Annotated in this window: 10 protein-coding genes and 2 pseudogenes; 3 read left to right on the top strand and 9 right to left on the bottom strand. The window is 52.6% G+C overall.

Annotation, left to right across the window (positions count from 1 at the left end; all coding sequences use genetic code 11):
- Positions 1–248: 248 nt before the first annotated feature.
- On the bottom strand, positions 249–1,721 hold the full coding sequence (locus ABFX35_RS06955; protein WP_346080010.1) for a hypothetical protein: 1,473 nt from the start codon (positions 1,719–1,721) through the stop codon (positions 249–251).
- Between the two features lie 1,120 nt (positions 1,722–2,841).
- Between ABFX35_RS06955 and ABFX35_RS06950 the strand changes: the two genes are divergently transcribed.
- On the top strand, positions 2,842–3,294 hold the full coding sequence (locus ABFX35_RS06950; protein WP_001090726.1) for a hypothetical protein: 453 nt from the start codon (positions 2,842–2,844) through the stop codon (positions 3,292–3,294).
- A 70-nt stretch (positions 3,295–3,364) separates the two neighbouring features.
- Positions 3,365–4,507 carry a restriction endonuclease gene (locus ABFX35_RS06945; RefSeq protein WP_044068548.1) on the top strand — a complete coding sequence of 381 codons (1,143 nt, stop codon included), beginning with the start codon at positions 3,365–3,367 and terminating at the stop codon, positions 4,505–4,507.
- A gap of 192 nt (positions 4,508–4,699) precedes the next feature.
- Here the strand turns inward: ABFX35_RS06945 and ABFX35_RS06940 are convergent.
- The 7 genes and pseudogenes from ABFX35_RS06940 to ABFX35_RS06910 all read right to left on the bottom strand — a co-directional run.
- Positions 4,700–5,419, bottom strand: a pseudogene (locus tag ABFX35_RS06940) (integrase core domain-containing protein); the annotation flags it as partial.
- Between the two features lie 105 nt (positions 5,420–5,524).
- Positions 5,525–5,665 (bottom strand): annotated as a pseudogene (locus ABFX35_RS06935) (IS481 family transposase); the annotation flags it as partial.
- Positions 5,634–5,957: an ABC transporter permease subunit gene (locus tag ABFX35_RS06930; protein WP_346080870.1), complete on the bottom strand. Its 324-nt coding sequence runs from the start codon at positions 5,955–5,957 to the stop codon at positions 5,634–5,636. The pseudogene ABFX35_RS06935 and the gene ABFX35_RS06930, both read right to left, overlap by 32 nt.
- Positions 5,958–6,280: 323 nt before the next feature.
- On the bottom strand, positions 6,281–7,222 hold the full coding sequence (locus tag ABFX35_RS06925; RefSeq protein WP_279025746.1) for an ABC transporter permease: 942 nt from the start codon (positions 7,220–7,222) through the stop codon (positions 6,281–6,283).
- A 13-nt stretch (positions 7,223–7,235) separates the two neighbouring features.
- Positions 7,236–8,783 carry an ABC transporter substrate-binding protein gene (locus ABFX35_RS06920; protein ID WP_346080008.1) on the bottom strand — a complete coding sequence of 516 codons (1,548 nt, stop codon included), beginning with the start codon at positions 8,781–8,783 and terminating at the stop codon, positions 7,236–7,238.
- Positions 8,784–8,799: 16 nt separating this feature from the next.
- Entirely contained in the window at positions 8,800–9,906 is a 1,107-nt protein-coding gene (locus tag ABFX35_RS06915) for a C45 family autoproteolytic acyltransferase/hydrolase (protein ID WP_346080006.1), read from the bottom strand.
- Positions 9,907–9,917: 11 nt separating this feature from the next.
- Positions 9,918–10,778: an alpha/beta hydrolase family protein gene (locus ABFX35_RS06910; RefSeq protein ID WP_346080004.1), complete on the bottom strand. Its 861-nt coding sequence runs from the start codon at positions 10,776–10,778 to the stop codon at positions 9,918–9,920.
- Positions 10,779–11,013: 235 nt separating this feature from the next.
- Here ABFX35_RS06910 and ABFX35_RS06905 point away from each other — a divergent pair, with 235 nt between their 5' ends.
- Positions 11,014–11,649: a GntR family transcriptional regulator gene (locus tag ABFX35_RS06905; protein ID WP_346080002.1), complete on the top strand. Its 636-nt coding sequence runs from the start codon at positions 11,014–11,016 to the stop codon at positions 11,647–11,649.
- 72 nt (positions 11,650–11,721) lie between these two features.
- On the opposite strand, the gene ABFX35_RS06900 is transcribed toward ABFX35_RS06905, so the two are convergent.
- Complete coding sequence (locus ABFX35_RS06900; protein ID WP_346080000.1) at positions 11,722–12,777, bottom strand: NAD(P)-dependent alcohol dehydrogenase; 1,056 nt, start codon at positions 12,775–12,777, stop codon at positions 11,722–11,724.
- Positions 12,778–12,912 lie beyond the last annotated feature (135 nt).

Below are 12,912 nucleotides of genomic sequence, written 5' to 3'. Positions count from 1 at the left end.
TAATTATTGGGAAGAGACAGAAGCTCGGAAGTCCCAAAAAAGTGAGGGTCTACTGTGAGTAACTCGGTAAACTGAACAATTATCTTTTAGAGATCCTCTGGCATGCGGATTAGGTTACCCTGTAAGCGAACTTCTGCTCCTCGCTCAGAGCAGACGTTCCTTGTATCTGGTTATGTTGATCCTTGGGCAAAAGGTCATCACGCTGAGTTTATCCACCGGTGATGAGCCTCAGCTAACTGAATGGCCCTTTAATGTTTTTTCTCAATTAAAAGATATAGATGAGCCCAGTCAGTAACCTCTTCATATGACACAAACCCATCGTGCTCCAGTGCGCAAACCCCCTTATGACTGGCAACGTAATCGTACACCGCCTGACTTTCCAGACCCTGTAATATGTGCGACAACAGCTTTCGGCGCATCACATCTGACTTCCTGCGTTTACGCGCTGCCACATCTTTGTAGGTAATGTTGAAAGATTGCCCTACCGCGTTGGTAACGCATTTACCGTAACGATTGGTTTTAGCAGTGCCTTCATAATGATCCAGCAGTAAAGCCAGATCTCGCCTCAGGGGTTTCAGAAGGTGCTTCCAGCGTTTCAGTACTCGCTTTGCTTCTACCTTACCTAGCTCACGGTTCAGCAAGCGTCGGGTACTGGATTTAAGCGATAGCGTAACGAACCCGGCGTTGAATACGCTGGAAAACCTGAATTGTTTCACCAGTTCTTCAGCAATACGCAATACCCGGCAGATATATTGAGTTTCCAGCACCTCCAGCGACTTGGCCGAAATGCCAATACTCAACAGCTCATGTCGCAGTATCTCAAGCTGGCATCCCTTGATGTCATAGTTCACACCACGTGCCAGACACGCCCACTTCATTTTAGACGGTAGAGTCTGGAAGCCTGTACCAACCTCAAAGGATCTCCCGCCGATGCACGCTGTTTTATACGACTGCCTGTAAGAAACCGTTAGCGGTGATTCCTTCACCAAATCCACGCCTGTTTCAGCCAGTCGCGACAGAAAGTTGAAAATGAATATTTTGTTCTTCTTCGTGGGATTCTCATTATAGTAATCCAGCAATGCATCCAGATTGATTTCAAGCGGCTCAAGGTTGTTCCAGACACTCACTACCAGCTCCCTGAAGACAGCGTTAGGGATTTCGCGTTTAGACTGCTGATGTTTAGCATTCTGCCCACGGTCGATCGCAACGCCGATCAATTCATCAAATGAGTAGCTTTTACGCTTGGTGAAAATATCAGTCAGATAATGGTAGCGATCCTTACGGCTAAGGTATGCCTCGCGGTCGTTGCCAAACAACTTACGCAGGAAACGTTGAGAAACAGCATATTCCCGGCAAGAACTTTGAGCATTGGAATACCCGGTTAGTTTAATGATCCCCGCGCTTGCCAGTGCCTCCATTGCACGTTCATGCGTCGGTCCACTTTTCTTAAATACTCCAGGAAGTTTATCCCTACCCAGCTCAAATGGTACTGGCACAGAATAAGACCATTTTTTACTCGCCTTAATCTTTGCTTTTTTCTTGTTTTTACGACTACAGGTCGACACACAAATAACATGCTGAAGAAATACAGCTATATTGCGAAAAAATGGACGCCGTAAACTTGGCACACCATTATAAGGAATACTGAAAACGACCGACTTGAAATAGTCCAGCGTTGAATCTGTCACTAGGATATTGTTATGCGTAATGTATGGTTTCATAATTCACCTGTATATTGAGATCAAAGCACCATGCCCTGCCCCCATTTATTTACAACTGAATTACGCAAATCTTGTGTGAACCCAACAAGGTTCAGATGCTGGATAATGATCATAATATTGGAGGCTGGAGCCTCATGATAGCTGATACTGGATAATGGATACTGGATAATGGATAATGGATAATGGATAATGGATAATGGATAATGGATAATGGATAATGGATAATGGCTATAGTATGTAATGATATATATACAATAATATAGAGATAGAGTGTATACAGTGCATAATAGATACGTCTATATACCTTGTAGACGTAAATAGCGATTAAATATCAGCTTGGTCAGAATGGGATTAGCGGATACGTAAAACGTTACCGGTTATTAAGCGGTGCAACTTCCTCCCAGTGATATTCAATAGCGGTTGTAGACACATGTTATTCTCTGGTTTTATTCTTTTGAAACCTCGAATTTGCTCAAAACCGCCGCTCCTTGCAACCATCAGAATAAGGGGAAACCATCGCCGATTTCCCCCTACCATTGTACGAGATGCGAATCGGACACTAAACAGCAGCGGTAGTTAGCTGGTCTACTAGGTCAAAATCCGGCAACGTTGGGCGGTCTGGAAGGGTGTTTTTTTGCAGGTCACTCATTTCAGTTCTGCCTGTTAACCGATTAATCAGTGAAGTAACTGGCCTCTGAATCTGCCGGACTGGCCTCCGTACAACAGGCTGATGACGAAGCGGACTGCCCCCTTGCTTAGGGATGAATTGCTGATGATGAACCGCAACCCGACTCTGCGTTGAATGCAGAATTGCACAGCCAGAAACCAGGTTCGCCTACAAAGCCGCAATCACTAAATCACTAAATCACTTTTTTCAAAGCGCTAAATGTTTTCATCATAGTTAGCCTGCCAGTGCTGAGTAGTGTTGATCACCCATTTTCAGCAACTAGGCGAGTTAACGCATCTACATACCCTCCCGATATCCTCTTTGAACGATTTCAGCGAAAAGCTCATCAACAAACCTTGTTGCGATTATGGGTATTCAGCGACAGAATAGTCATCACAATCGATCCGCATTTCAACAAATTGCGATCACTTACAACGTAAGGTTAAGAGGCCTATGAATACCGATTTGATGCCCAATTTCTGGAAGCTGTCACATGGCTGGAAGGAGTTCTCATTCCTGGATATGGTCGAATGTATTGATGAAAAGCTCGTCTACATTCACCGCACGACCGCTGGTAAAGGGCAGTCTTCCGTCAGCCAGGCAGAGGAGTTTGTAAACGCTCCGATTGGCGATTATTTCTACCTGACTCATGGTAATCAGGGGGTGTACCTGCTTGGTCAGTTCACTGGCCCGGTTAATTATTTCACAAAACACAGTGATGGTTGGATGGACAGGCCATTCCGGCTGATCCACAAAGCTAATGCCAGAGAGGCGTATTATGGTGTCGAGAAATGGTGGACACCTAATCACAACTCTACCTTTGTTAAGGTTCCGCACCACGAATATGATTTATTTGAAGAACTGATATTGACGCCCTATTTCAATATTAACCTAAAAGATTTTTAGATAAATCTCAAGGATGATTCTCCAAAAAGAAAATCACTAAGCAATCAATGTAAAATAATAAGGGATAATGATGATTTATCAATGCTATTCATGTTCTAGAACAACCTTCGAAACAAGCTGTCCATGGTGCTCTCCAGATGTATCTGGAACATTTCGGCAAATGACGCCATTAGATCCATCCTATTATCCTGATTTCCAGTACCAGTCTAAAGGCATCATAAAAGATTTATTTGGTAAGAAGAAAGAGCAGTCTCAACTCAACGCCCTACTTGAAAATGTTCTTTTGAAATATGCTACACTGAAAGACCCTTATTTTACTAATTTCATTCACACATCAAGATTTTCGTATAACAATCAGGATAGCAACAGTAACATAAATAGTGAACGCAATAGTGATTATTCAGAGATCAGATTATTCCAGGAAGTACTGATTAGAAAAGGATTCAACGAACTGGAGCAGTTACCATCATTGCTAGACAAGCTATTGCTGACAACTTCATTCAACTCTATTTATTCAGGGTTTGCCCGTGAGGTTAAGCGTCATATCAAGCCAACCCTTACCGAAACATTAAAATCATGGATCGAAGAGGCTGGTACAACTTATCGTGCAGATCTTTCGTTATTCCTGTATTACCTGTGGAGTAATAAGATTCAGTACCCTGCTATAGCATATAACGAGCAGGCAGAAAGTACACCAGGCACACCATTATTATCATTTGACACTATCGATAAGTTCCTTGCTATCTGCGAGAGTATCTATTTTGATATTTTAGTAGACAGATTAGCTACCCGCCTTGAACATTTTAATCCAAACAAATTTGTCACAATGTATCTTGTTGATGCAATGGATGGGTTCCAGTTTGAGGCCTTCTTGGTTGAAATATTCCAGACTATAGGATATGATGTTAAAGAAACAAAGAAAACACAGGATCAGGGGGCAGATTTATTCGTTACCCGCTTCGGGAAGAATATGGTTATACAGGCAAAGAATTATTCTGGCTCCGTTGGCAATTCAGCAGTGCAGCAGGCAATTTCAGCAAAAGCATTTTATGGGTGTGATGAAGCAATGGTTGTGACAAACTCTTACTTCACCCGATCCGCTAAGGAATTAGCTGATTCCGCAATGGTTCGTTTGATTGATAGAAAAGAACTTCAAAACTATCTGGATGATTACAATCAGAAAATAATTGAAGATTTCCAGTCAGAATCATGAGGTAAAAATGGAGTGGTTGTAAGCCACTCCATTCAACCCTTATCAGGCCGTAAAACTATTGTGTCATAAACTTATCAAGATTTTTGCAAATAAAACAATAGCGACGGCCAACCTGCTTACGTTTATAAATAATCTGTATTAGCTCAGACCTGATCTGACAGTTACCGGTTATTTATACAGGTATCTGTCAGATTACATCTGGCTTAAATTTTTCTCGGCCCAGATGCGCTTTCCATCAAGTAATGTTTCCATTGGCGTCCGGCCACAGCACATTTTCCCCTGATGAGTTCGCTCATTATTATAGTGAGCCAGCCATTCATCAAGATCCGATTGTAATGTATCAAGATCGCCATATAACTTTTTGCGGAACGTCACCTGATAAAACTCGTTCAGTATCGTTTTATGGAACCGCTCGCAGATGCCGTTGGTCTGTGGTGACATCGCCTTAGTTTTTGTGTGTCCGATGTCATTTATCGCCAGATAAAGCTGATAATCATGGTGGTCCACTTTGCCGCAATATTCTGTACCTCTGTCTGTCAGTATTCTCAGCATCGGCAGGCCCTGAGACTCATAAAATGGCAGTACACTATCATTCAGCAAATCAGCTGCTGTAATCGGCGCTTTGGTGACGTAAAGCTTGCAGTGAGCCACCTTCGAGTACGTATCAACGAACGTCTGTTGATAGATACGCCCGACGCCTTTCAGGTTGCCCACGTAGAACGTGTCCTGTGAACCCAGATAACCCGGATGAGCGGTTTCAATCTCACCACAGGCTTCATCATCACTGGCTTTACGTTCCAGCGCTGCGATCTGGCTGTCAGTCAGTTCAATGCCGTCACGGGCCACTTTTTCTTCCAGCGCTTTCAGGCGCTTTTTGAAGTTCTCAAGGTTATGACGTAACCAAACCCCCCTCTGTCAGGATAGATGGCACCCCTATCGAAAACACTAATGACAAGATGGGACCCGATCGTGAAACGTATTTCACCAGAACGTAAATCAGCCGCACTGGCTAAATTACTGCCGCCCTACNTAACCCGGATGAGCGGTTTCAATCTCACCACAGGCTTCATCATCACTGGCTTTACGTTCCAGCGCTGCGATCTGGCTGTCAGTCAGTTCAATGCCGTCACGGGCCACTTTTTCTTCCAGCGCTTTCAGAGATCAACACCCAGCCGAGCATCGAGGTGGCCAGCACCGTCAACGGCGCGATGCAATTGGGCATGACATGCCGGCGCAGAATGGCCGTTTCACTGTGGCCCATCACGCGGGCGGCGGCCACGAAGTCTGCCTCACGCAGCGCCATCACCGTGCCGCGCACCATACGCACCACCGAAGGGGTATAGGCCAGCCCCAACGCCAGGATAATGCCGTAGCGGTTATTGCCCAGAATACTCAGCAGCCCCAGCGCCAGCAGAATGCCGGGAAACGCCAGCAGGGTGTCGGTCACCATCATGATCAGGCGATCGATTGCACCGCGCAGATAGCCGCTGACCAGCCCCAGAAAGATGCCGATAGTCAGCGCAAACGCCACCGTCACCAATGAGATCGTCAGGCTGGCGCTGGCGCCGGCCAGCAGGCGGCTCAGAACATCACGGCCATATTCGTCGGTGCCGAACCAGTGTTGCGCATCCGGCCCATGCAGGCGCGCCAGAATATTGATGCTGCCCGGATCGTAAGGCGTCCACAGGAAGCCCAACACGCCGGCCATCACTATCAAGCCAATCAGCACCGCCCCCAGCCAGGCATTGGGCGCAATGGTGGTTTGTCGTTTCATCAGGCGGTCACCCTCGGGTTAAACAGCGGATACAGCGCGTCAATCAGCAGATTGGTCAGCACATACAGCGCGGCGATAAACAGCATGCAGCCCTGGATCACCGGATAATCGCGCGCGTAGATGGCGTCTACCAACAGGCGCCCAAGCCCCGGCAAACTGAAGACCGTTTCGGTAACCGCCACCCCGCTCAACAGATTGCCCAGGGTTAAGCCGATCAGCGTCCAGGTGGGGCCGAAGGCATTGGGGAACACATGGCGCGCCAGCACCCGCCGCTCCGGCAAGCCCTTGGCGCGGGCGTGGGTCACATAGTCCAGGCGCAACACCTCCAGGGTGCTGGCGCGCATCATGCGCACCAGCGCTCCCATTTCCACCAGCACCAGGGTTAGCACCGGCATCAACAGATACAGCACCCCCAACTGCAGGTTATCCGCCACCGAGACATACCCCACCACCGGCAACCAACCCAGGCTCAGGCCGAAGGTCAGCAACACCAGCAGCCCCATCCAGAAACTGGGGATAGACAGCAGAAAGGTGGAAAACATCACCAGGCCGATATCCCAGCGCGAGTTTTGTTTCCAGGCCGCCAGCATGCCGGCCGGCACCGCCAATAGCGAAGCGATGATAATTGCCGCCAGCACCACGCTCAGGGTCACACCGAAACGCTGCAGGATCAGCGGCAACACTGCCTGCCCGGTTTGGATCGAGTGGCCGAAATCGCCGTGCAGAACCTGGCTGAACCAGATCAGGAATTGCTGCGGCAAGCTTTGATCCAGGCCCATGCTATGGCGCAAATCCGCCAGGCTGGCTTCGGTGGCCATGTCCCCCAGCATCAGCAGCGCCGGATCACCCGGCACCAGCCGGGTAAGCAGGAACACCAGCACCGTCACCAGCAATAAGGTCGGGATCGCCGACAACAGGCGCGATAACAGAAACTGCACCATGGGTGCTCCTTAGCTATTGGGTTTTGCTGACATTCCACAAGCGGGCCGCCGCCGCCAACCACGATGTATAGCCCTGGATCACCTTGCGGTGGGCGACGATGTCCAAACCGGGGTAGAACACAATCAGCGGCACTTGCGCAATCATCTGTTTATGCAACTGATCAACGATCGGCTGCATCTGCGCCGTGTCATCCAGGTGCGCCAGTTGATCGGTCAAGCGGATGGCCTCGGGATCGTCCCATACCTTGCGCGATTGTTTGCTCTTGTCGCCGACGATTTGCTCATAGGCCAGCGCAGGATGAAAACGCGCCGAGTAGGTGAAGGTCATCATCTGATAACGCCCCGACTGATACCGTTCCAGTTGGGTGGCCCACTCCATGGTGGTGACTTTGGCATTGATGCCGGCGGCTTGCAGCATCGCCTGAATGATGATCGCCATATCAAAGCTGGGCACCGTGGAGCGCTTATTGGCGATGATTTCCAGGGTTTCGCCTTTATAACCGGCCTCTTTCAGCAACGCGGCGACCCGTGCCGCATCATGCTGATAGCCCTGCTTTTCCACCTCGCCGTAGAACGCCGACGACGTGGAAACGTTCGCGTTGCTCGGCGTCGCCATGCCCTGGCTGGTGCCGAGCGCAATCTGCTGGGTATCGAGCGCGGCAGCGATCGCCTGGCGCAGTTTGACGTTTTTCAACAGCGGATCGCGGGTTTGGATCAGCATCACGTGGCGCTGGGCGTTGGCGGCCGCCTCGATGCCGATATTGGCGTTCTGCTTCAGATCGCTGGCATCGATGGGGCTGACCTGCGCCAAATCCACCGCGCCGGACAACAGCCCCGCTTTCACCGTAGCGGCATCCGGCACTGCCATAAAGCGCACCTCATCCACCAGCGCCTGTTTGCCGCCGACAAAACCATCCGGTTTGCCGGGCCGCGCCGCGTAATCGGCAAAGCGATCCAGCGCCACGTACTCGCCGTGTTTCCAGGTGCCGAAGGTGAACGGGCCGGTACCGATGGGCTTGATCCATTTGCCGTCGCCATCCACCGACGCCCGATTGATCACCGCCGCCGCGCCGCAATCGGTGCGCGCCAGCGTATCGAGGAACAGTGCCACCGGTTGCGCCAGGCTCATCACCACCGTGTGGTCGTCCGGCGCGGTCACCGATGTTACGTGGATCAGCCCGCTGCCGTCGAATTCACGCAGGCAGCGCCACTGGGTTTTAGGATCGTTCCAGTGTTGCCAACTCCACACCACGTCCTGGGCCGTGAGCGGCGCGCCGTTGTGGAACTTCACCCCGTTGCGCAAGGTGAAGGTATAGGTGCGGCCATCGTCGGAAACCTGCCAGCTTTCGGCCAGCATCGGCCCAACGGTGCCGTCCTCGCGGTAGCCGACCAGCCCTTCCACCACGTGCATCAGCACGTCGTCGGTATTGCCGTCTCGGTTGACGCCCGGTTGGCTGCTGCGAATGTCTTGATTCAGTGCAAAGCGGATCACGTTCGGCTCCGCCGCTGCCAGCGGCAAGGCCAGCCCCGCCAGCACGGCCGCCAATACGGTTCTTTTCATTGTGCCTCTCCCCTGATTAATCGAGTGTGTAGCGGGTAAAGGTTTGATTGATGGCCGGCAACGGCGCCACCTCCATCACCCCGTCAGCCGGCGTCATCACTATCATCGCCACGGTGGCCGACAGATCGCTGTCGAAGCCCGGCCGCGGCGGGCGGCAGACCGAATACGGGCTGCCGAAATCATCAAAGAACGCCTGTTTCATGTCCTGCTCGTCGAGCAGCGTTTTGGCGGACAACAGTTGCGCCACCCGCCAACTGCGGTACAACGAATCCGGCGAAGCGATGATGCCCTCTTCACGCACCTTGCAGCGCGCCGCCTGGCTTTCCCAATGGTTGGCGTGCACCAGCAGCCCCTGCTGCGGGTATAAGGTGAAGCTTTCGTCCGGCGCGCATTCAAAATCGATGGCGAACCCTTCTTGCGTGCTAAGGATCATGTTGTTGGAGCAGGATTTCGGCGTTGTGGCCACCACGCGCATCGCCAACGCCATATGTTGCTGCTCCAGCGCTTTACGGCGGATCAAAGACAGCGGCACTCCCTGCTGGCTGTAATCGCGCTCGCAGCGCAGATAGTTGGCGGTAATGGCGATGCCGGCCTGGTTGAGGCCGCTGCGCGCCAGGCCGCCGGCTTCAACGAAGGTGAGCACATCTGGCCCGTCGTCGCGGTGGATTTTCACCACCACCGAGGTTTCGGCGCATTCGGCGCGCCAGTCCCAGTTTTGGCCGTGGATCAGCTTGCCGTGACGGCTGCGCTCCGGCAGCACCACCGCGCCGCTGCAACCATCCTTGATGCTATCGTCATGCGGCGTGGCGCATTGCTGCCAGCGCCGCGCCTGGGCGATCACTTCGGTGCGCGCATTGATCATCACGATCGCTTCCAGCGGCACCCCGGCGCCGGCGGCGATACCGCGCATCTCCTGCAGGTAGTGCGGATCGAAATCGGCGATGATGGCGCTGAAATCGTCGATCAGCCGTTGCCGCTGCGCCTGGCCGATCGCCAATTTATCCAGTTGGTCGCCGTAGATCGCCACGCAGGCATGGATGCGATCGCGGGCTTGTTCGCCGTATTGCCGGCCGCGTTCCTCTGGGGAGCCGCTGATTTCGATAAGGGGAAACGGTTGCGTCATCTTCAGGCTCCTCAGCGCGTGCTCTGCAATACCGACAGGAAGAAATCTTTCACGTAATCCAGCACTTTCATGCCGTCATGGCCGACGTTGGGCACGATATCCTGCACCGCATCAATCCCTTTGCCGCGCAGGCTGTTCAGCAAGGCGGTGTTGCGATCGATACGGGTCTTGCCTGCGTCGTTGCAACCCGGCTGATAATATTTGCCGGTTGGCTGATGGGTGATTTCCCAGGTTTCCACATCTACCTTCCCCACCACTAGGTGCACCGCTACCTGGCGCAACGCCGCATAATCTAGTGGCTTGCCGAAGATAGCTTCGAAATCCTTCACCCCAACCCACCAGTTTTTCGTTTCGTCCAACAGCGTCACCGAACCGGGGGCGCCGATCGATACCGCCAGCAATTTTTCCGGGTGCAAATACAGGAAACGATGGACGAAATGGCCGCCGCCAGAATAGCCGAACAGCAGAAATCGGCCGAAGTCATGCGCCAGCAAGGCGCTCACTTCGTCGACGATCGCCAGCAACACCTGGTCGTAGCGAATATCCTGCTCAATGATGTATTTGAAGCCGTGAGAATTGCCGTCGCCCAGCGGCCCGACAGGAAACAGCGGCGCCAGAACCACGCAGTGGTTGTAGCGGGCAAATTCAGCGAACGCATCGCGGTATTGGACCATTGAACGGCCGGTGCCGTGCATCGCCACTACCAGGCGGTAACCATGCCGATCCCGATCGAAACCGGGCGGAACATAGAGACAATATTGAAACCGCGGATCGTGGCGGCAGGAAAAGATGGTGGTGCTGCCGCGGTAGTACAACGCGCGGCTGCGCTGTTCAGCGTTATCCGCAACGTTGGTGTTGTCGGTTGATTGCATAACGGTGCCCTGGTCAATGACTGTTCAGGCCGATATAAACACACAACCAAAATTGGCGCCAATTTAATTGCCAATCTATAAACAAAAGATCTGACGGACGTAACACTTTGGCGGGAAAGCGCGATCTTCAACAAACGCAGCCAGAGGAAAAACGCATGATAACCGGTGAAATCTGGCTAAAATGCAATGGACATCGCATCATTAAGCGAGAGTAATCAGTGAAAAGGCAACCTGGATGGAGCAATTGAAGAGTGTATTGGTGAATGTCGCCAACGATCTGGCAATGGATATCAGTAAGGGCGTGTTTCCTCCTGGCTCGTGGCTAAAACAGGTCGAGTTGACGCAGCGCTATGCCTGCAGCCGCAGCGAGGTACGCCGGGCGTTGGATCAATTGGTGAGCGAACGCTTGGTGCAGCACGTGCCCAACCGTGGTTACCACGTGTATTCCCCCAACGAGCAGCAACGGCGCAATATCTCCGAAATTCGCGCCACCCTGGAATGCGCGGCGGCGCCAGGCATCGTCGCCCATATTGATACGCAGACCCTGGCGACGCTGCGAAGCTGCGCCGAACAGTTCGAGCATGAAACCCATTACGGCAACCTGCTGCAGCAGTATGAGGCCAACCTGGCGTTTCATCGCGCGCTACTGGCGCCCTGCCCCAATCACGATCTGATTGAGTTGATTTTTGATCTGCGCAGCCGGGTGCCATCGGCCCCGCTCGGCCAGTGGACCTCGCATGCGCGGGTGGTGAAATCTTCGCAAGAGCATTTCGCCATGGTGGCGGCGCTGGAACAGCGCGACACCGCCGCGCTGGTGGCCCTGTTGCAGCAACATATTTTGCAAGACGACAACCCGCGCCGCCACGGCTAAGGCGCGCAAAACACTAGTTATGCGCAAAAAATGGGCAGGCCCGCAGCACTCGCCGGCCTGCCCGCCAACCCCTTACGCAACCAGCGTTTTTATATCAATCACGAAGCGGTATTTCACATCGCTTTTCAGCATCCGCTCATAGGCGTGGTTGATCTCATCCATGTTGATCAGTTCAACATCCGCCGTTATGTTGTGCTCGCCGCAAAAATCCAGCATTTCCTGGGTTTCCGCGATCCCGCCAATGCAGGAACCGGCGACCGAGCGGCGCCCCAATACCATTGGGATAGTGTTCAACACCGGATCGATATCACCGAGCAAACCGACAAACACCAGCGTGCCGTCCAGCGTCAGCGTGGGCATATACGGGTTGATATCGTGGATGTAAGGCACGGTATCAATGATCAGTTCAAACTCGCTTTTCACCGCCGCCATCTGTTTGGCATCGGTGGAGATCACCACATGATCGGCGCCGAGGCGCTTGGCGTCAGCTTCCTTGCCCGGCGAGCGGGTAAACAAGGTCACCTCGGCGCCCAGCGCATGCGCCAACTTGAGCGCCATATGCCCCAGCCCGCCCAGCCCCACCACCGCGACCTTACTGCCTTTGGTTACCCCCCAACGGCGCAGCGGCGACCAGGTGGTGATGCCCGCACACAGCAGCGGCGCCACCGCCTGCAAATCCAGTTTTTCAGGAACACGTAATACGAAGTCTTGCGAACAAACGATTTTTTGCGAGTAACCGCCGTAGGTCACGCTATGATCGTGGCGATCGATGCCGTTATAGGTCTGCACATTGCCCTGTTCGCAATACTGCTCCAGCCCTTTTTTACAGGGTGAACATTCCCGGCAGGAGTCCACCATACAGCCAACGCCCACCAGATCGCCGGCCTTGAACTTGCTGACTTGCGCGCCGACCGCGGCCACCCGTCCGACGATTTCATGCCCCGGCACGATCGGATACTGGCTAAAGCCCCAGTCGTTACGGGCCTGATGCAGATCGGAATGGCAAACGCCACAGTAGAGAATCTCAATCACAACATCATCCTCACGCGGTTCACGGCGTTCAAAATGGAACGGCGCCAGCGGTGCTTTCGATGACTGTGCGGCGTAGCCGAGTACGTTAAATGTCATTACAGTATCCTCTTGTTTTATCTAGCAGAATAAAAAGCAGACTGACCCGAACAATACGCACTGCTCACGGGCGCCGGCCTCTTGGCGGCACTGGCGATATGCCCCGTGACGGTGTTTGCCCTTTACAGAGATCCA

The organism is Gibbsiella dentisursi (assembly GCF_039539505.1).
Classification (GTDB): domain Bacteria; phylum Pseudomonadota; class Gammaproteobacteria; order Enterobacterales; family Enterobacteriaceae; genus Gibbsiella; species Gibbsiella quercinecans.
Note: the sequence above shows the minus strand (reverse complement) of the source record. Positions and strands in the feature narration are given on the sequence as shown.